This window comes from Hyphomicrobium sp. DY-1, from assembly GCF_047497105.1.
GTDB lineage: Bacteria > Pseudomonadota > Alphaproteobacteria > Rhizobiales > Hyphomicrobiaceae > Hyphomicrobium_B.
The window spans coordinates 3,722,844-3,741,603 of sequence record NZ_CP134870.1 but is presented as its reverse complement, the minus strand read 5'-3'; the positions used below and the strand labels follow the sequence as shown (position 1 = coordinate 3,741,603).

At 60.1% G+C, this 18,760-nt stretch carries 23 protein-coding genes; 10 read left to right on the top strand and 13 right to left on the bottom strand.

Annotation, left to right across the window (positions count from 1 at the left end):
• The first annotated feature begins 34 nt into the window (after positions 1 to 34).
• The gene (locus tag RLW41_RS18085) at positions 35 to 391 is read left to right on the top strand and encodes a c-type cytochrome (protein ID WP_409563055.1); all 357 of its coding nucleotides are present in this window, start codon (positions 35 to 37) and stop codon (positions 389 to 391) included.
• 73 nt (positions 392 to 464) lie between these two features.
• Here the strand turns inward: RLW41_RS18085 and folK are convergent, their stop codons facing one another.
• Both folK and RLW41_RS18075 read right to left on the bottom strand, forming a co-directional pair.
• Positions 465 to 989 carry a 2-amino-4-hydroxy-6-hydroxymethyldihydropteridine diphosphokinase gene (folK, locus tag RLW41_RS18080; protein WP_414462344.1) on the bottom strand — a complete coding sequence of 175 codons (525 nt, stop codon included), beginning with the start codon at positions 987 to 989 and terminating at the stop codon, positions 465 to 467.
• A gap of 32 nt (positions 990 to 1,021) precedes the next feature.
• Complete coding sequence (locus RLW41_RS18075) at positions 1,022 to 1,399, bottom strand: 4a-hydroxytetrahydrobiopterin dehydratase (RefSeq protein WP_013947268.1); 378 nt, start codon at positions 1,397 to 1,399, stop codon at positions 1,022 to 1,024.
• Positions 1,400 to 1,513: 114 nt separating this feature from the next.
• Here RLW41_RS18075 and RLW41_RS18070 point away from each other — a divergent pair, with 114 nt between their 5' ends.
• The 7 genes from RLW41_RS18070 to fae all read left to right on the top strand — a co-directional run bounded on the left by RLW41_RS18070 (position 1,514) and on the right by fae (position 8,102).
• Positions 1,514 to 2,491, top strand: a complete 978-nt coding sequence (locus RLW41_RS18070; RefSeq protein ID WP_414462343.1) for a beta-ribofuranosylaminobenzene 5'-phosphate synthase family protein — start codon at positions 1,514 to 1,516, stop codon at positions 2,489 to 2,491.
• Between the two features lie 20 nt (positions 2,492 to 2,511).
• The gene (locus tag RLW41_RS18065; protein ID WP_013947266.1) at positions 2,512 to 3,417 is read left to right on the top strand and encodes an NAD(P)-dependent methylenetetrahydromethanopterin dehydrogenase; all 906 of its coding nucleotides are present in this window, start codon (positions 2,512 to 2,514) and stop codon (positions 3,415 to 3,417) included.
• A 2-nt stretch (positions 3,418 to 3,419) separates the two neighbouring features.
• Entirely contained in the window at positions 3,420 to 4,556 is a 1,137-nt protein-coding gene (locus RLW41_RS18060; RefSeq protein ID WP_414462342.1) for an ATP-grasp domain-containing protein, read from the top strand.
• A 19-nt stretch (positions 4,557 to 4,575) separates the two neighbouring features.
• Positions 4,576 to 5,535 (top strand): methenyltetrahydromethanopterin cyclohydrolase, encoded by a 960-nt coding sequence (gene mch, locus RLW41_RS18055; protein WP_013947264.1) that lies wholly within the window; start codon positions 4,576 to 4,578, stop codon positions 5,533 to 5,535.
• Positions 5,519 to 6,493: an ATP-grasp domain-containing protein gene (locus RLW41_RS18050; RefSeq protein ID WP_414462341.1), complete on the top strand. Its 975-nt coding sequence runs from the start codon at positions 5,519 to 5,521 to the stop codon at positions 6,491 to 6,493. Before mch ends, RLW41_RS18050 begins: the two co-directional genes overlap by 17 nt.
• Complete coding sequence (locus RLW41_RS18045; protein ID WP_409563051.1) at positions 6,490 to 7,353, top strand: triphosphoribosyl-dephospho-CoA synthase; 864 nt, start codon at positions 6,490 to 6,492, stop codon at positions 7,351 to 7,353. The genes RLW41_RS18050 and RLW41_RS18045 overlap by 4 nt, the downstream gene beginning before the upstream one ends.
• Before the next feature lie 236 nt (positions 7,354 to 7,589).
• Positions 7,590 to 8,102 (top strand): formaldehyde-activating enzyme, encoded by a 513-nt coding sequence (gene fae / locus RLW41_RS18040; protein ID WP_409563050.1) that lies wholly within the window; start codon positions 7,590 to 7,592, stop codon positions 8,100 to 8,102.
• Between the two features lie 191 nt (positions 8,103 to 8,293).
• Here the strand turns inward: fae and RLW41_RS18035 are convergent, their stop codons facing one another.
• Entirely contained in the window at positions 8,294 to 9,001 is a 708-nt protein-coding gene (locus RLW41_RS18035) for a HisA/HisF-related TIM barrel protein (RefSeq protein ID WP_414462340.1), read from the bottom strand.
• Between the two features lie 59 nt (positions 9,002 to 9,060).
• Here RLW41_RS18035 and RLW41_RS18030 point away from each other — a divergent pair, with 59 nt between their 5' ends.
• The gene (locus RLW41_RS18030) at positions 9,061 to 10,074 is read left to right on the top strand and encodes a hydantoinase/oxoprolinase family protein (RefSeq protein ID WP_414462339.1); all 1,014 of its coding nucleotides are present in this window, start codon (positions 9,061 to 9,063) and stop codon (positions 10,072 to 10,074) included.
• A gap of 58 nt (positions 10,075 to 10,132) precedes the next feature.
• On the opposite strand, the gene RLW41_RS18025 is transcribed toward RLW41_RS18030, so the two are convergent.
• The 10 genes from RLW41_RS18025 to RLW41_RS17980 form a co-directional block, all read right to left on the bottom strand.
• Complete coding sequence (locus RLW41_RS18025; protein WP_409563047.1) at positions 10,133 to 10,420, bottom strand: hypothetical protein; 288 nt, start codon at positions 10,418 to 10,420, stop codon at positions 10,133 to 10,135.
• Positions 10,421 to 10,559: 139 nt separating this feature from the next.
• Positions 10,560 to 11,741 (bottom strand): class I SAM-dependent methyltransferase, encoded by a 1,182-nt coding sequence (locus tag RLW41_RS18020; protein ID WP_414462338.1) that lies wholly within the window; start codon positions 11,739 to 11,741, stop codon positions 10,560 to 10,562.
• Entirely contained in the window at positions 11,738 to 12,319 is a 582-nt protein-coding gene (locus RLW41_RS18015) for a DUF447 domain-containing protein (protein WP_409563045.1), read from the bottom strand. The genes RLW41_RS18020 and RLW41_RS18015 overlap by 4 nt, the downstream gene beginning before the upstream one ends.
• Positions 12,319 to 12,933: a uridylate kinase gene (locus RLW41_RS18010; protein WP_409563044.1), complete on the bottom strand. Its 615-nt coding sequence runs from the start codon at positions 12,931 to 12,933 to the stop codon at positions 12,319 to 12,321. The genes RLW41_RS18015 and RLW41_RS18010 overlap by 1 nt, the downstream gene beginning before the upstream one ends.
• Positions 12,926 to 13,393, bottom strand: coding sequence for a dihydroneopterin aldolase (locus tag RLW41_RS18005; protein WP_409563043.1), 468 nt, complete (start codon positions 13,391 to 13,393; stop codon positions 12,926 to 12,928). Before RLW41_RS18005 ends, RLW41_RS18010 begins: the two co-directional genes overlap by 8 nt.
• The gene (locus RLW41_RS18000) at positions 13,390 to 14,124 is read right to left on the bottom strand and encodes a (5-formylfuran-3-yl)methyl phosphate synthase (RefSeq protein WP_409563042.1); all 735 of its coding nucleotides are present in this window, start codon (positions 14,122 to 14,124) and stop codon (positions 13,390 to 13,392) included. The genes RLW41_RS18005 and RLW41_RS18000 overlap by 4 nt, the downstream gene beginning before the upstream one ends.
• A gap of 33 nt (positions 14,125 to 14,157) precedes the next feature.
• Entirely contained in the window at positions 14,158 to 14,898 is a 741-nt protein-coding gene (locus RLW41_RS17995; RefSeq protein ID WP_409563041.1) for an ABC transporter ATP-binding protein, read from the bottom strand.
• Positions 14,886 to 15,698: an ABC transporter permease gene (locus tag RLW41_RS17990; RefSeq protein WP_024275700.1), complete on the bottom strand. Its 813-nt coding sequence runs from the start codon at positions 15,696 to 15,698 to the stop codon at positions 14,886 to 14,888. The genes RLW41_RS17995 and RLW41_RS17990 overlap by 13 nt, the downstream gene beginning before the upstream one ends.
• A complete protein-coding gene (locus tag RLW41_RS17985) occupies positions 15,661 to 16,641 on the bottom strand; it encodes an ABC transporter substrate-binding protein (protein ID WP_409563039.1) in 981 nt (326 codons plus the stop codon). Before RLW41_RS17985 ends, RLW41_RS17990 begins: the two co-directional genes overlap by 38 nt.
• Complete coding sequence (locus RLW41_RS17980; protein ID WP_409563038.1) at positions 16,638 to 17,153, bottom strand: DUF3280 domain-containing protein; 516 nt, start codon at positions 17,151 to 17,153, stop codon at positions 16,638 to 16,640. Before RLW41_RS17980 ends, RLW41_RS17985 begins: the two co-directional genes overlap by 4 nt.
• A gap of 308 nt (positions 17,154 to 17,461) precedes the next feature.
• Between RLW41_RS17980 and RLW41_RS17975 the strand changes: the two genes are divergently transcribed.
• On the top strand, positions 17,462 to 18,724 hold the full coding sequence (locus RLW41_RS17975) for an ABC transporter substrate-binding protein (RefSeq protein WP_414462337.1): 1,263 nt from the start codon (positions 17,462 to 17,464) through the stop codon (positions 18,722 to 18,724).
• Positions 18,725 to 18,760: the final 36 nt, after the last annotated feature.

Genomic DNA, 18,760 nt, shown 5'->3' with positions numbered 1-18,760 from the left:
ATCGCTCAGGCGAAACGGGAAGGAAAATTCGAAAATGCGCAAGTGGATTCTGGCGATCGCAATGATCGCTGTTGCACCGAGCGCTGGCATGGCCGCTGATGCGGCTGCCGGCGAGAAGGTCTTCGCGAAATGCAAGGCTTGTCACCAAGTCGACAAGAACGGCGTCGGCCCGCACCTCGGCGGCATCGTCGGTCGCAAGGCCGCTTCGGTCGAAGGCTACAACTACTCTGAAGCCCTGAAGAAGTCGGGCATCACGTGGGATGAAGCTGCGCTCGACAAGTGGCTCCAGGGCCCGAGCAAAGACGTTCCCGGCACGAAGATGATCTTCCCGGGCGTCAAGGATGCAACGCAGCGCGCCGACTTGATCGCATATCTCGCGACGCTGAAGTAAGTCGCGCTTCGTAACGACTGCAGAAAGCACCGCGGGGAAGGGGTTCTCCGCGGTGCTTTCTTTTTATCAGAGCTTATTGAAGCGGCGTCACATCGCTGGCGTCGAGAGCTTCGATCATGTCATCGAGCGTCTTGCCGCCGATCGTGAGCGCAGGCGCGACGTCCTTGAGCGGCACAACAACGAACGCCCGTTCTGCGATGAGCGGATGCGGCACGACAAGATCCGGATCGCAGATCTGACGATCTCGAATCGCCAGAATATCCACGTCGATGACCCGCGGCCCCCAGTGCCTTGTACGCACACGGCCCATATCGTTTTCGATCGCCTGACAGCGCTTCAACAACTCATGCGGCGACAGCGCGGTCTGTACGCCGACGCAGGCGTTCACGAACCAGTCCTGATCCGTGACGCCCCACGGCGCCGTACGATAAAGCTTCGAGCGCGCGACGACGATGATCGAACCGTCGGCTTCCAATCTGCGCACGGCATCGTCGATGTTCTCGACACGGTTTCCCATGTTCGTGCCGACCGCCAGGATGGCATCAAGCGTCGGCGGCATCCCCTGCACGGCCGCCGAAGCACAATTCGTCTCCGCCATCTCAGGCTCCCATCTCAGGCCCCATGCGCGGATCAATCGTATTTGATGTACGCAAATCGCATATCGCTCTCAGGCGTACCTTCGAGACCCTTGCCTTCCTTGCCCGGCTGCCAATGCACGACCTCTTCGATCTTTTTCGCGAGTTCGAGGTCTTTCGACGTGATGCCCTTGGCCGAATGCGTCATCAGCCGCACTTCCACCCAGGCATACGAACAGGTGATGTCCGGGTGGTGCCACGCGGCCTCTGCCAGATGGCCGATTGTATTAACGACCATGAGCGTGCCTTTCCAGCTCGCCGTCTTGTAGGTGCGCCGGATCCACCCGTCTTCGAGCTTCCAGGCCGGCAAGTTGGCGGCAAGCCATGCCTTGACATCGGCTTCCGCCATCGGTTTTTCGCGTTCTGCACTCATCTTGCCCTCGACCTCCAATTATCGGACAACTCGGTTCCGAAATCCTACCGCCCCCGTAGCCAGGATGGCAAACGGCCTGAACAGGCGGAAATTCAAAAGAAAGGACTGGTTTACGTGAAGCCTATTCCGGCAACTTCTGCCGCGCTCCGCGTTACGGCTCCGGCGCGGCTGCATCTAGGCTTCCTCGACTTGAATGGCGAGATCGGCCGGCGCTACGGCAGCATCGGCATCGCCATCGATCGTCCCAGCACCGACCTCACCATAACCCCGTCGACGGAGAATTCCGCGACCGGCCCCGAAAGCCGGCGTGTCCTCAAGCTGCTGCGCAAATATACCGACGACGGCAAGTCGGGCGCTTATGCCGTCGATATTGCAGATGCCATCCCGGCACACGCGGGCCTGGGCTCCGGCACGCAGCTCGCGCTCGCCGTCGGCGCAGCCATTGCCCGCCTGCAAGGCCGCGATCTTTCCCCCGCCGATCTCGCCTCCTTGGGCGAGCGCGGCGCCCGCTCGGGCATCGGTCTCGAAGCCTTTGCTTCCGGCGGGTTCATCATTGATGGTGGCAAGGGCAAAACCGACCGACCGCCGCCGCTGACACTGCGCACGGATTTCCCCAAGGACTGGCGCGTAATGCTGATCCTCGATCCGAATTTCTCAGGCGTCTCCGGTGAAGCCGAAACGACCGCATTCGCCGGACTGCCGCCCTTCCCGGAACGTCAGGCGGCGCACATTTGCCACCTCGTCCTGATGAAGCTCGTTCCCGGCTTGAAAGAATTGGATATCGAGGCCTTTGGCTCGGCCATCACCGAAATCCAGGAAATCGTGGGCGGCCATTTTGCGTCGAAACAAGGGGGCAGCCCGTGGACCAGCCGGGCAGTCGGCGAAATCGCTTCGCGGATGCGAGACATGGGCGCAACCGGCATCGGCCAAAGCTCCTGGGGGCCGACCGGATTCGCCTTCGTCGATAGCCAGAAAGCGGCAGAACGCCTCTATCATTCTTTAGGCGAAGACGCTAAACGCGACGGGCTCGAAATCCTTATCATTCATGGCCGCAACACCGGCGCCAGCATCGAAACGCTGCGCAATTCATAACGAACGGAGCATTAGAACAAATGAGCGACGCAACCCCAATCCTGCACATGCTGGCGCCGCAGAAGCATATGAGCCCCTTCGACGTGAACATGGCAGCCGACGCCGGCTACAAGGTGATCATTCCCTACATCAACGTCGAGCTTGCGGAAGTCACGGGCCTGATCCAGGACGCCATCTTCTCGCGCCCCCCGAACTACGGCGTTCGCACCGGCTTCTTCATGGGCGGCAAGGACGCAATCCTCGCGCTCGACATGCTCGAAGCCGCCAAGAAGGCGATGGTGCCCCCGTTCGAATGCTCGTGCTTCGCCGACCCGGCCGGTTCGTTCACCACGGCCGCCGCGATGGTCGCCTGCGTCGAGAAGGTGCTGAAGGAAAAGTTCGGCAAGACGTGGAAAGGCACGAAGGTTGCCGTATTCGGCGCGACCGGCGTTGTCGGCTTCGCGTCCTCGATCATCTCCGCTCTTGAAGGTGCGGAAGTAAAGCTCGTTGCACATCGCGGTATCGATCGCGTCATCAAGAACGCGAAGATTTCGAAAGAGCGCTTCGGTGTCGATCTCGAGCCCGTACCCGGCGAAACAGAAGAGCAGAAAAGCGAGATCATCGCCAACGCCGAAGTGATCTTCGCAGCCGCAGCCGCTGGCGTCCGCGTCGTCTCGAAAGAAAACATGCATAAGGCCAAGAATCTTTTGGTCATGGCCGACGTCAACGCCGTTCCGCCGCCGGGCGTCGAAGGCATGGAGCTGTTCATGAATGGCGAGAAGCTGCTCGACACCGAAACGCTCGGCGTCGGCCCGCTCGCCATCGGCGACATCAAGTACAAATGTGAATCGGGCCTGTTCAAGCAGATGATCGATTCCGACGTGCCGCTGTCTCTCGACTTCCGTCACGCGTACGAGCTGTCGAAGAAACTCGTCGGGTTGGCTTGAGATTGAGCGGCGACGTTGTCCTGATCGCAGCATTTTCCGGGCGGAGCCTCGCGCAGTCCGCCCGGCGCGCTGGATTTAGGCCCTTCGTCGTCGACGCCTTCGGCGATCTCGACACCCGCGATGCCGCGGAAGGTCTTCGCGTTATTGATGGCGCGATGGAGACCGGCTTCCACACGAAGCCGCTGATCGCGGCTTTGAACGAACTCTCTCAATCGGCGCCCACAGCGCCGATTGGCCTCGTGCTCGGCTCGGGCCTTGAAGATAAGCCGCGGCTTGTCGACGCCCTTGCATCGCGCTTTCGCCTGCTTGGCTGCGATGCGCGAACGCTCGCAACCTGCAAAGATCCGAAAAAATTCTTCCTACTTCTCGACGACCTCGCAATCCCGCACCCCGAGACGCAAAGCACACCGCCGGGGGACGCATCGGGCTGGATCTCGAAGCGCATCGGCGGCAGCGGCGGCCGACATATTCGCGATTGCTCAGGTACCCCACACGCAAAACCGCGCCGTTACTTTCAGAAGCGACTGACCGGCACGCGCTATTCCGTCGGCGCATTGTGCGCGGGGGACGGCGCAGCCTCATCGACATTCGCTGTGAGCCGGCAATGGATATCTCCATCACCTGCACACCCCTATCGCTTCGGCGGCTGCGTCTCCGCGCCCGCCATCGATGATTCGTTATCGTCCCGGATGATCCGCTATGCCCGCGAACTTTCTGAAAAACTGCAATTGCGCGGCCTCGTATCGTTCGATTTCATCGCCGCGCAAGGCGTGCCTTACCTGTTGGAAGTGAACCCGCGGCCCGGCGCATCACTTGACGTCCTCGACGATCGCTTCGGCTCTTTGTTCGCAAGACATATCGCCGCCTGCACGGGCAAGCCGGTATCGTCGCAACAAGGCCATCCTTCTCCCGCCAAAGCCATAGCGATCCTCCACGCTGACCGCGGAGAGACAACGCTTGGTGACATGCCGTGGCCCGCCTGGAGCACTGACCGTGGCACACCCGGCACTTTTGTTCCCCTCGGCGCCCCTCTCGCGACGGCGTTTGCCGAGGCCCCAACAGCCGATGCGGCAGAAGCCCTCGCCCGCGAGCGCTTGGCGGAACTCGAAGACCTGATATACGGACACGCAAAATCCTGACCTGACGGGAGTTTCAAAGATGGTTAAGCAGCCCAGCGTCTCGGCACGCGCCGCCAAGCTTGTAGAGAGCATCGTGAATGACGCCGATGCCCTTCGCATCGACGTGAGCACGGGCAGCGAAGGCGAACGCCTGATCGATATGGGCGCCAAAGTCGTCGGCGGTCTCGAAGCCGGCCGTCGCCTCGGCGAAGTCTGCATGGGCGGCCTGGGTCAGGTGGCGATCACGCAATCGTCCGGGCTTGCGAACTGGCCCCTCGGCGTCGTCGTGACGTCGAATGATCCGGTTATCGCCTGCCTGGGCAGCCAATATGCCGGCTGGTCGATCTCGGATGAGGCGAGCGGCTTCTTCGCGCTCGGCTCCGGTCCTGCCCGCGCCGTCTCGCGCGTCGAAGAACTTTTCAAGGAACTGGGCTACGCCGACCGCAATCCTGAGACGACGCTCGTCATCGAGGGCGACAAGGCACCGCCCGCGGCTGCGATCAAAAAGATCTCCGAGAACTGCGGCATCAACCCGACGCGACTGACGATCATCTACGCAACGACGTGGAGCTTCGCAGGCATCGTCCAGATCGCCTCGCGCGTTCTCGAAGTCGCGATCCATAAGGCCCACGCTCTGCATTTCCCGCTTGAGAACATACTCGACGGCATGGGCACCACACCGATCGCGCCGCCAATCCCCGATTTCGTCAAGGCCATGGGTCGCACGAACGACGCCATCATCTATGGCGGCCGCATTCATCTCTTTGTGAAAGGCCCGGACAGCGACGCGAAGCGTCTCGCCGAAAGCCTGCCCGCGAGCAACAGCGAAGCGTACGGCAAGCCGTTCGCTGAAATCTTCGCCGACGTCAAAGGCGACTTCTACAAGATCGACCCGATGCTGTTCTCACCCGCGCAGGTGATGGTGTCGAATGTCGAAACAGGCAATACCTTCCGTGCTGGCGAACTGGCGCCGGGAGTCGTCGATGCGAGCTTCCGCTGAGAAACAGCCTGACACTCTGCCAGGCCTAGGGGATGGACTTCACCTCGCCCTTCTGATCGAAGAGGGGCGAGGCGAATGGCATGCGCGCCGCATCGTCCGTTCGCTCGAAGCGATGGGCGCGCGCGTCACCGTTTCATCGCTTCCCCACTGCGCATTCGATACTGGCCTTGAAAGCGGCATCGACATTCCGGGTTTTCAGGGCCGCTTGCCTGACGGCGTGTTCGTCCGCTCGATTTCAGCCGGAACGCTTGAACAGATCACATTTCGCTTAGGCCTTCTGCATGCGCTGCGCGAAAGCGGCGTTCGCGTCTGGAACGACGCGCGCGCGATCGAGCGTTGTGTCGACAAATCGCAAACGACGTTTCTTCTGCACAAGAACGGCATTCCGACGCCACGCACGCGCGTTTGCGAGACACTTCCCCATGCCCTCGAATATACCGAGGGCCTCGACCGTCCGCTTGTCCTGAAACCGCTGTTCGGCAGTCAAGGCAAAGGCATCGGCATGATCGCGCAGCAAAGCGAATTGCCGGCCCCCGAGACAGTCGATCAGATGTACTACATGCAGGATTACGTCCCGCCGAAGGATGGCTTCTACGAAGACTGGCGCGTGCTCGCGACTCGCCATCGCGTCGTCGCCGCCATGACGCGCCGGGGCACGACGTGGGTCACGAATATCCATCAGGGCGGCAAGGCGCGGGTCCATCTGCCTGACGACGAGATGGCTCGCATCTCGATGGCCGCCATGCGAGCAGTCGATGCCGACTACGCCGGAATAGATCTTATTCGCTCGGCATCGGGCGAATTGCAGGTACTCGAAGTAAATTCAAATCCGGCATGGCGCGGCCTTCAAGGCGTCGCTGACGTTAATATCGCCTGGGCCATTGCTGAGGATTTTCTGAAAACAGTCGTTGCGCATCGCGCGGCGTTGCACGTGCCTACCGTCGCAGCAGTCTCATGAAAGCCGCCCGAACCGCTGCCGAAATCAGCGCCGCGTTTTTATATGCGTGCAACGCTGAACTCGAAGCGCTGAAGCCGGGCAACGTCCATCGCTACTCCGCCGGACACGGCATGGAGGTTTTGCATTTCGAACAGGCCGCAAACGCTGCGGCCGGACCGATCGCAGACCCGCAATTGAGCGTCGGCAAACGCATCCTTCGCGCCACGGAAGCAAGCGTCGCCGCAACGGGCCTCAATACCAACCTCGGCATCGTGCTGCTTTGCGCGCCTCTCGCGAAAGCCGCGAGCGAGACGACCTTCGATATCGGCCTGCGCCGTCGCCTTGGCATGATTCTAATGTCGCTCGATGAGCAGGACGCCGAAGACGCATTCGCCGCCATTCGCGTCGCCAATCCGGCCGGCATGGGCAAGGTCGAACAGGGCGATGTCCATTCGCAACCGCAGCATTTAACGTTGCTCGGCGCCATGCAGCTCGCAGCCGACCGCGACCGCATCGCAAACGCCTACGTAAGCGTGTACGCAGATGTTTTCGATTTTGCCTTGCCGGTATATCGCGAAGCCAAGGCGGTATCTGGTTGCGATGCGACTTTAGCAGTAACGACGTTGCATATGGCGCTGCTTGCGGAATTTCCCGATACGCATATTGCACGCAAATTCGGTGCCGCAATTGCCGCGAAGGTGCAAAACGAAGCACGCGTTTTAAGGCCGCAGTGGTCACCTGCTGCAACTGCGAAATCGCTACCGGCACTTCAGGAATTCGACGCAAAATTGAAACATGAGGGCCTCAATCCCGGCACCACTGCCGATTTTGTGGTCACGACCCTTTTTGCCGACGCGCTGATCGAGCGGAAACGCACCTGAACGGCGATTGGCCCCAACTTAAGGGCTTGTCTCTCCCGGTGACCTAGGGCAATACAGGCGCCGTGTCCGCGGACTCCGCGGGCCGATCCAACGCGCCGAGGCTGGTACTCATGACAACCTGGGCGCTAAGCGCGTGGATATTCATCGCCAGAGCAGTACAGCGAAGTCCCGACTTCTGACGGGGGAGCGTTGTTGCTCATATCCATATCGTTTCATTCGTGGGAGGAACCCCCCTGATGGCCAAAATCAACAAAGTCATGGTCGGCGAGTCGCTCGTCGGCGACGGCAACGAAGTCGCTCACATCGACCTCATCATCGGACCGCGCGGTTCGGCTGCTGAGACGGCGTTCTGCAACGCCCTGACGAACAACAAGGACGGCTTCACGACTCTTCTCGCCGTCATTGCGCCGAACCTCCCCTGCAAGCCGAACACGATCCTTTACAACAAGGTCACGATCAAGGACGCCCGTCAGGCCGTTCAGATGTTCGGACCGGCTCAGTACGGCGTTGCTAAGGCCGTTCAGGACTCGGTTGCTGAAGGCGTGATCCCGGCTGCTGAAGCTGACGATCTCTACGTCTGCGTTGGCGTGTTCATCCACTGGGAAGCTGCCGACGACGCGAAGATCCAGGACTACAACTATCGCGCTGTTAAGGAATCGATCGCGCGCGCTGTTGCTGGCAAGCCGACGGCTGCCGAAGCGACCGCTCAGCGTAACTCGGTCCAGCATCCGTTCGGTGCGAAGGCTTGAAGCGGAAACCGTCCTCAGCAGGTAGAAAACAAAAATGAGACTGCCCCTCCCATGAAGGGGGGTCTGCTGCAGCGATTGGGTAGACTGCTCTCGGGCCGTTACAGCGGTTAATTCTCGAAAACAAACCTTGGCCGCAACTGGGATTTGTTTTCGGCTGGAGTGGCTCCTGCCAATTCACTGAAACCGGACATTCATCGGCCGGCGATCTCTTTAAGGTCGTCGGCCGAAATCTTTCCGGAATGCAGCGCTGAAGCGATTAACGCTCCCGAAACGCCGATTTTTCGAATTTCATCGAGATCGCCGCGGTCGCGAATACCGCCCGCCGCATAGACACGCCGTCCCTTGGCTCGTGTCACGATATTGTGCAGCCGATTGAGATCGGGGCCTTCGTTAGCGCCGACCCGATCGAGCGTCATGGCGATTACGCGCGACGGCCACAGCGAAGCATCGTTGAGCATCGCATCCGGCCCCATGAATTCGCCATTGCGAAAATCGAGCGAGAGAACCGTGCGCAACGGCGCTTCCGCGACGATATCCTCCCAGCCGCGCACCGTTTCGATGCTCTCCGTTCCAACGACGAGCGTCGCGACAGGAGCCGCCAGAACCGTGCGCGCCGCGCTGCGTGAGCCCGTCCCGGCGTCGATCCAGATTTCCGCATGCGGCAACGCCTGGCTGAGCACAGGCACGATATGCGTATTACGGCCGCGTCCCTCGATGCCGTCGAGATCGGCAAGGTAGAGCTTCCTGAAAGGAAAGAGCCGCGCCAGCCCACGCGCAACGTCCGCCGGTTCCGACGAGGGCGCAAGCGGGGTTTCGATCGGCTGATATGCGGATCGCACACCCTTCACCGCGCGAACGACCTGCCCGCGCGCGACATCAATAACCGGAATTACGTCCACCGCTTGCCTCCTCACCCCGCGAGTGTATCACGGCTTAAGATAAGCAAGCGAAGGCCCAAATGAGCAAGGTAACCATCGGTCTCGACGTCGGCGGCGCGCACTTGAAGGTCGCGCGCGTCGAAGGCACGCGCCTTGTTGCCGTCCGCCAGATCGCCTGTCCGCTCTGGCAAGGTCTCGACCAGTTGGATCAAGCCATTCGCGAGGCTGCGTCACTGTTAGAGGGTGCCGATGCCTTCGCCATCACGATGACAGCAGAGCTGACCGAGATTTTCGTAAGCCGCGAATCTGGCGTCCTCGCGATTCTCGACCGCCTGCGCGAAAGACTGTCGGGCGAACTTCGAATCTATATGGGACTAAAGGGGCTCGCCCCGCCCAACATCGCGGCGAGCGATCCTTTGTCCGTCGCCTCCGCGAATTTTCTCGCGACAGCAGCCCTCGTCTCGCGCCTGCGCCCGCGATCGCTCCTGATCGACATGGGCTCAACGACGACAGACATCATAGCCTGCGATCGCCCTCTCGGCCTCAGCGATGCCGAGCGCATGCAAACCGGCGAACTCGTCTATACGGGCTTCACGCGGACGGCTGTGCCGTCGGTCGCGACACACGCGCCGCTCGCCGGGCAATGGCAAAGCCTCGCCCGCGACGCCTTCGCCAACATGGCGGACGTGCGCCGTATCCTCGGCACGCTGCCTGAAGATGTCGATCAGCATGCGACGGCCGATGGTCGCGGCAAGACACAAAAGGAAAGTCTCGAACGCTTCGCACGCGGCTTTGGACGCGACGCCGACATCCGCCATCTTTCGACGTGGCAGGTCTCTGCGGTTTATATCGAGGAGCAGCAGCTGAGGTCGATGCACGACGGCGCGCTGCAAGTTCTGTCGCGACCTGGCAGCACTGCCGAAAGCGTCATCGCCGCAGGGATAGGAGCTTCGGCCGCAAAGCAAATCGCCATGCGCCTCGGCCTCCCCCCTGAATTTTTCGGCGATCTGATCGAATCATCTGACGACGATCAGAAGCTCTGGGCGACGCGCTGCGCACCGGCTGTCGCGGTCGCGCTCCTGCTCAATGCATAAAAAATCGGCCGCAGCACCACCGCCGCGGCCGACCAAATTCTCAAAAAGCCGACGAGGCTCAGCCGCGTTCGCGCTTCAGACGAACGAGATCAAACGAGCCGGACTCGAGGATCAGATCATAGACATGGCCGTTCTCGCGACGGGCATCGTCGATCTTCCAGTAACCGTCGTTGTCCCAACGGAGCTTGCGCCACTCGACGAAGCCCATGTGATGCAGCCTGTCAACGACGATAGCCGGATCATCTTGAACCACATGACGGTGGCCAGCGCTCGCGGGCACAGCCGTGGCCAGCGCAATGGCGGTCGCGGCACACGCGAGGCGTACGATACGGGAAACTTCAATCATCGAATTCTGCCTTCTCTTGGGTATTGCTCATTCTGGGGGGTGACCGGAAACAAACACAGCTAATCCGGTTCAGTTCCCTTTACATGCTTTCCATGTCAGTGAGCAACAAATGAGGCGAGACCAAAAAGTCCAATACGGCCTATTCGGCATCCTTGAGTTGTGATGCGAGATGATGCGCCGAGAAGCCGATTGTATTCTGCAATGCCCGGAATTGCTGAAGTGCAGCAGAACGATCAACGGTTGCCGACTTGACTGCCGCAATCAGAATATTCTTCGAGGTGTGTTCGGTCGAAACAAATTCAATCAACCGGACCTTGTAGCCCGAGGCTTCAAGCAGCAACGCCCGCGCCGCATCGGTCACGAGATCAGCTTGGCGCTGTTTCAAAAGCGGATATTTGATCAGCCCTTTCAATCCTTCGCCGGTATCTTTGATTTGCGGTGCAATTTCATGCTGGCAGCAAGGCGCCGAAAGGATAAGCCGCGCTCCCGAATGGATTCCGAATGCCATAGCATCGTCGGTTGCGGTATCGCAGGCATGCAGCGCGATCACGATATCAACCACCGGCGATTCGGCCTTCGCCGCTTCTTCCGCAACGAATTTCAAGCCATCGAAATGAAGATCACGCGCGAGGTTGTTGCATAGCGTAACGAGATCGCTGCGCAGCTCGATGCCTGTCATCCGACATTCGCGCTGCAAGATCGTCGTGATGTAGTCGTAGAACGCGAATGTAAGATAGCCTTTGCCCGCGCCAATATCGACAACGGTAATTGGCGTTGATTTTTCGAACGCGCATTCCGGAATGAGATCCGCTGCAATTTCGATGAAGCGGCAAATCTGGCGATATTTACCCTGCATCGTCGGCTTGATGCGGCCATCGCGATCGGCAACCTCCAGCCCTTTGAGATAGGGCCGATTTGCCGGTACGAGATAAGCTTTCTGTCGGTCATGGGCTTGCGGCGCCGATGACGTCATCGTCGGCTTGCCGGTGCTGAGGTGCGGCACACCTTTGCGGCTGTAGTCGAGGCGAACGTCCCGCACGTTCGTAAACAGCGTCGCACTCATATAATCCGCACCGATCAGATCCGCGATGAATTCGACGCCTTGGTCTATGGTGAATGTCTTCGTTTCATCCTTGCGCGGATAGCTGGTGACGAGCTTCAGATGCGGCTTATCCTTGATGAGAACGAGCGTCGCGACCGCCTTACGCGTGTCCCCTTCGCCGCGAAACTTTCCCAGCGCCAGCTTGGCGAACGAACCGTCTTCGGCAGCCGCCGCGAGCGCCGAGATAAATTCGCCCTTCACATCTGTTGCAGAAGTCATGGCGTCTTCTGATCGAAACGCGCTTGCCGCCACGCCGAAACTTTCTCCATCAGCCATTCCCAGGCTTCATCTTCGCGCGGGCCCGCGGTCTTCGAAACCGCAATTTCGAGATACTTCAGCTCGCTCTCGACCTTCTCCGGCGGCAGCATGTGGAGACGCGTCGTCAGTACGGCCAATTCGAGAACGGCAGCCTGCGCACGATTAAAACCTTCCCACGCCTTATGCATTTCTTCGTCGACGATAGTGCACAGAAAGCGCGGACGCTGGTCGTCCTCAACGACCTTCTCGACGTTCAACTCCCAATGCGAAACGCAATCTGCAAGCCGCTCGCCTTTGATCGTTCGGGTCGGCAGGAGCGGCCAGATCTTGCGCCCTGTAACGGCGCCTGCAAACACGCGCACATCGTCCGTGTGGCTCGCAGCCGCGAACGGATTGATGCGCAGGTTTTCAAGCGTCGTTGACGGCCGAAACGGCGCAATCACCCAATGCTCGCCATCGTCGATCAAACCGAGCGGTGCGATATGCGCTTCGCCGTTGGCGTTAAACGTCGTGATGATCGTTTCGACGATCCGGGGCATCAGGCGGTTCCTTCACCAATCAGAAGCGCCGCCAGTGCGGCGTCATCTTCTGGTCCAAAGATAGACCAGCCGAGATCGGCGCGCGCAACAATTTCCGGAAAGACCGGATCAACGATCCCCTCACGCATCAGGTCCATTGCCGACGAAATATCCCTCGCACTGACCGATTTCAAAAGCACGAGGCGCGCTTCAAGCAATTCCGCCAGTCGCGCAGCAAGTGCGTCCGACGTAACGTCCCAACTCTCGGGTATCGTCTTATCGCTGCCGATCATCTGCAACGGCGCCCAGACCGGAATTTGTCCATCCATCACCGCTTCGGAAATGTCGTCCAGCGATCGCGCAACCGTCATGCCGGGCTGCAGCCCCACGATGCATTCCGCCATCTGCTCCATCGCCAGCATGGCGAGACGATGCGCGACAGCATCGTTGAACCGCATTTCCGATTGCAGATTGCGAACCGCATCGGCAAAGGGGCCGCCACCCGGCACGATCACGACAGGAATGCGCGCGCCACCGATCATCGCGAGCACTGGTGCCAGACGCCCCGTCTCGGCTAGGCTGCCGCCGATCTTGATGACGAGCGGCCGAACGCTCATCGCATGGCGCTCAGCCACGGCCAAACTCGCGCGCCGCAGCACGCGTTGCCGGACGAATGATTTCAACGCCGCGCCGGGGTCCACGCTCCAGCTTCTCAAGCGCAACGCGCACGGCAGCGATGCGTGGATCGACAAGCACCTGCGACGCAATCCGTTCGGCGAACGTCTCGACGAGATTGATATGCCCGCCGCGCGCCAAGTCGACGATCATGTCGATGATGTCGGCATAGGACGGCACTTCGGCCATCGCGTCATCGAGGCTGAACACGTCCGGTGCCAGCCGCGCTTCAACGGTGAACCGCACCTTCTGAGTCACGCCCTGCTCTTCGGCATAGACGCCGACATTGCAATCGACGACGAAGTCGTTGACAAAAATGGTATCGCCGATTTCCCGCGCTTTCGCCGTCGCCTTCTTGAGCTTCAGTGCGTTGCTGACATCGGCGGCCTTGGATTTGACCGGCTTTTTCTTGTCTTTCATGCGACGGACGTCTCCCGCGCCAGTGACAGCTTTGCATTATCGAGCGCCCGGCGAACTGAAACCACACGGCTGAGTTCGATGGCGCTTACGCGCCCCTGAGCACACAACGCACCACGAAAACCGAGCAAGTCGGGGCCAAGACCGGCGAGCATATCGATGTCGCTCTCTCGCAACGATCCGGCAAGCCCGACAAAAAGCCGATTGTCCCGCCCCAAACGTACAAATTCCATTAATCGCGCCGCGGACAATACGGTCGTCAGTCTGCCTGCGGACTTACCCGCCGTGTCGATCATCACACCAGCAAATCCCGCGTCCGCCAAATCGGCAACTAGCGCAAAATCCGGGTTCTGGTCAGCCATCAGGACCGCCACCAACTTTGTCGACCTCGCATGCGCCGCCCCTAACGCTGCAATGGCGCGCCGCGGGTCCTCGCTGCCGAAAAAGCCGATCTTGACGATATCGACACCTGTTGCGGCCATATCGGATGCGGCGTTCGTCAGAACATCAGGTTCGGGCGGCAGATCGCCGATGGTTGCGCTGACCGGCAAGCGGCGGCCGACGCCTGCCACGATCTCACGAACCGTCGCGGCGCTAAGCGCTCCCAGCGCCCCGGCTGCCGGATCTTTGCAATCAATGATGTCGGCACCGCCAGCCAGCGCGATCTCCGCCTCGCCCGCGGTCGTCACGCTGGCGAGAAAGGCTGGCGTGCCTCGTCTCAAACCGTCAATCATTTCGTCGTTCCGAGATTGGTCCGCCGACGGCCTTCAGGCCGCGAAGATGCGATTTTGCTCCGCGAGGACGGCAGCCCGGTCGTGTCGCTGCGCCTCGGTCAGGTTGATGGTCACATCCTGCGCCACACTCGCCTTTCCGGGCGCCAAGCGCAAGATGCGCGTTCCGAGCTGAATTGCCTCGGCCCGGTCGTGGGTAACGAAAATGACCGTGGTCGGATGGCGGTGCCAGAGCCCGGTCAACAGCGCCCGCAGGCTGATCGCTGTCGGATCATCCAGCGAGACGAACGGCTCATCCATCAGCAGGATCTGGGGTTCGACGATAAAGCCCCTGGCCAGAGACGCCCGGCGCTGCATCCCGAGCGACAGACGTTCCGGATAGGCATTCATGGCATCCTTCAGCCCGACGCGCTCAAGCATGTCGGGAATTTCTGCGTGGCGCGGATCGCCTTCCGGCAGGACCAGGGCGATATTTTCGTAAACCGTCCGCCAGGGCAGAAGACGTGGCGTCTGGAAAATAAAGGTCAGCTTATCCTTCGCTGCACCAAGATCGACGCTGCCTTCGAAATCCTTGTCGAGCCCGGCAATGACGTTCAGGAGCGTCGACTTTCCGCAGCCCGATGGCCCTGTGATGACAAGGAACGACCGCGGCGCCACCTCGAACGCGATATCCTTGAGCACGGGCTGCGGCGGCCTGTTGCCGACGGCCGGAAAAACCTTACTGCGAACTTCGACGCGTATGGGCGAAGACAGATTTACTCCGTTCATCGGCGCCATGCGGTCACCCGTTCCTGGAGCGGCTGCAACACCGCAAACTCGATGATCTGCACCACAAGAATGAACGCCAGCGCATACGCCAGGATCGTGCTAACGTCGAATTCCTGAAACGCGATGCTGAGCCGATAACCGACGCCGCTCGACCGCCCGAAGGCTTCGACCACCAGCACAATCTTCCAAACCAGCGACAGGCCGGATCGCGCCGCCGCCGCGAAAAACGGCGCGAGCTGCGGCAGCGTCACGTGACGCAACGTCTTCCACCAGCCGAATTTGTAGATCTGCGCCATCTCGTCGAGATCTTTCGACAGGCTGCGCGCGCCCTCACGCATATTTACGGCGACGTTCGGGATCTTGTTCAGCGCAACTGCCGTAATCGCCGCTGCATCCGTCAGTCCGAACCAGATGTAGCAAAGCGTGATCGTGACGAGCGCCGGCAGATTGAGAAACAGGATCAGCCAAGCGTCAAAGAACTTGTCGGCTGTCCGGTAGCGACCGAGAAAAATCCCGATCGTCGTGCCGATGAACATCGAGACGACAAACGCCACCGCGACGCGCGCCAGCGTTGCGGAAGTATCTTTCCAGAGATTGCCGTTCGCGCCTTCGCGCCAGAGCACGTCAAACACGGCGAGCGGCGTCGGCAGATAGCGATTATCCGCATACACGGCGATGATCTGCCAGAGAACAGCCAGCGCCAGCAGCGACCCGGCCATCCACGCGAGCCGCTCAAGCGATGCCGTGAAACCCGTCGGCGCCGCCATCAGCCTAGGTGTGGAAGAGATCCTGGTCGAAATGGGTGCCATCACCAACGAGTTCCGTATCGCCAAGTTCAATGAGAAGGTTCGTAAGCTTCTCCGCCGCCGCGGTATCCTCCGGTCCCCACGAGCGCGTGATGCCCGACCGATAGTAGTCTCTGATCGCAACAAGCTCGGCGTCTGAGCTGGGCTTGATCAACGGCCGCAAACGCTCCCAAGCCGCATCCGACGTCGCCAGCACCGCGTCGGCGTCCGAGACAGCCGCCAGAAGCGCGTCAACCGGCACCCCCTTAGCGCGAACCTCCTTTTGCGACCAGATGAATCCGACGAGCGCCGGCGTTGGCGACACATCGAGTCCCTTGATGACGTCCGACATCGCCAGCAATTCTTCGGCGCCGCCAGCCTTGAGACGTGCCGCATAGGTCCAGAAGTTCAGCACCGCATCCAGACGCTTGTTCTTGAATTCTTCCGACACAAGCGGCGCTGCTCCAAACACCGGTTCGGCAAAATCGGCAATGTCCTTGCCAAGTTTCTTGCGCGAATAGGCGCGCAGCAAGATCCAGCTCTTGTCGATGCCCGTTCCCGCGACGCCGATCTTTTTTCCTTCGAGATCCCCAAGCGACTTGATCGGACTATCCTTGGCGACCATTACGCTGCCGAGCGCCGAGGAGTACGGAAAAAACTTCAGATCATCGCCGCGCGCGCGTTGACGAAGCGCCCAGGTCCAATCACTCACGATCATGTCGGCCGCGCCCGACAGCAACGCCACCGGCGCCGCCGGATTGTTCGCCACCTCGACCACATCGAGATCGAGCTTGTGTTTCTTGTCGATCCCTTGTGTGCGGATTGTATCGATCACCCAGCTCAACGAGCCAAATTTAACCGACGTTAGGCGCACTGGAGCGGCCGCGAATGCGAAGCGAGGTATCATGATGGAGGCTGCGAGCGCAGAGCCGGCCGCCAGAATGCCTCGGCGGTTGATCATCGTCATTTTGAGGTCGCCTCGACGTTAAACCGGTTTCTCCAGAGATAACGCACACCGTGCAACCAAAGATCATCGGAGTTGCCGTTGATCGAGGCGGACATCGTTTTCGTCAGTTCGCCCGTCTTCGTGTCGCGGGCCACGATCGCCAGATTGATCAGCGCGCCCGAGACCTTATCGACATAGCCCGTGACAGCAATATCGGCGCCCGCTTCCTTCGCAATCGGCACTTCGCAGCCATTGCACTGATTGAACGGCGCGGCCGTCTCGATTTCCTTCTCTTTCGAAGACAGATCGACGACCTGATATTTGCCGTCCTTCTGCATCAGCGAGCGAAGCTCGTCGGCAATCAGCTTCAGTCGTCGCAAATCGTCCGGGTTGTATTGCGGAATAAGCTGTCCGTCCTGCTCCGCATCGTGAAGATCGAACGGAAAGACCGCCGCTTTCGTGACGGCATAAGCTGCGGGCGTCATCGACAAAGATGCGAAAAAGACGAGAAAAGCGCGCTTGAGCAAGGGCATATACATTCGTTTCCACGTAACTGAGCGGATTCATACAGTAAGAGGAGCATCGCGCCCGGCCGAAGCGCTCTAAGACTGTAGGTGCCCGCTAACCCCCCGCCATTGCAAGAGGTTCACCCGCCGTTTGCATAGAATGACCGGTCACAAACGCGCGAGGCGAAAGCGTCCAGCTTGACAAGGCGGCCAACGGCCCCCTTTTAGCAACACAGTAACACTTTGATGCCCGAGAGCTTCGCTGCCGTGTGCTGCGAGGCGAGTTGGAGTTTGATCATTTGCCCATTGCAACTCCCGGCCCTTTCATCCGCTTGATGTCATCCAAAACAGCTATTTTCGGCGTCTTTTTCACGGCTTTTGCGGCCGCCAGCGTTGCTTTTGCCAATTATGCTGCAGCGCAAACGACGCCGCAGCCTATCCCGATCCCGACGCAGACATCGCAACCGCAAGGTGCGGTTATCCAGATGCTCTACGTGAAAGAGGACCGGGAAAAGGAGTTGCCTCTTTCGCTCCTCGATCAGCCCAACCCCGATGACGGCATCGCGGGTGCCAAGCTCGGCATCGCCGACGACAACACGACGGGCCGTTTTCTCAACCAAACCTTCAAGCTCGATGTCATCGAGGGCAGCGACATCGACGACCTGATCAAGCAGGCGACCGACAAGGTCGCCGCCGGCAACGCCTTCATCGTCGCCGACATGGGACCGGACTCACTCTTGAAGTTTGCCGATGGCATGAAGGGCAAGCCTGCGCAGATTTTCAACGTCGGCAACCCGGACGATCGCCTGCGTGAGGAAGACTGCCGCGCCAATGTCCTGCATACGGCGCCGACACGCACGATGCTGGCCGATGCACTCGTGCAGTATCTGGTCTGGAAGCGCTGGCCGAACATGCTGATGGTCATCGGCCCGAGCGCCAACGACCAGCTTCTGGCCGATGCCTATCGCCGCTCAGCGAAAAAATTCGGCGCAAAAATCGTCGAGGAGCGCAAGTTCAACGTCGACACCGGCAACCGCCGCGCCGACGGGGGATTCGAGCAAATCCAGCAACAAATCTCGCAATTCATGCAGGGGGCCAAGGACCACGACGTCGTCCTCGTCGTCGACGAAGACCAAGTCTTCGGCGACTACTTTCCCTATCGAACCTGGGTTCCGCGTCCGATCGTCGGCTCGGCGGGTCTCGTTCCCGGAAGCTGGCACCCAGCGCTTGAACAATGGGGCGCGACGCAGTTCCAGAACCGCTTCAAACGTTTGACCGGCCGCATCATGCGACCGCTCGATTACGACGCTTGGATTGCAACACGTGTCGTCGGCGAAGCGGCATCACGGACGCGTTCGACCGACTTCAAAACGCTGAAAGACTTCATTCACTCGCCGAAATTCGACGTTGCCGCCTTCAAAGGAGTCGCTGTGAGCTTTCGCGGCTGGAACGGCCAGCTCCGCGAACCGCTGCTCGTCAGCACCCAGAAGATATTTGTTAGCGTCTCCCCGCAACCGGGTTTCCTGCATCAGTTCAGTCTGCTCGATACGCTCGGCATCGATAAGCCGGAGACCAAGTGCAAAGCCTATACGCAATGATCCGCAGTCGTTCGCGCGCCCGTCATTCGGCGCTTA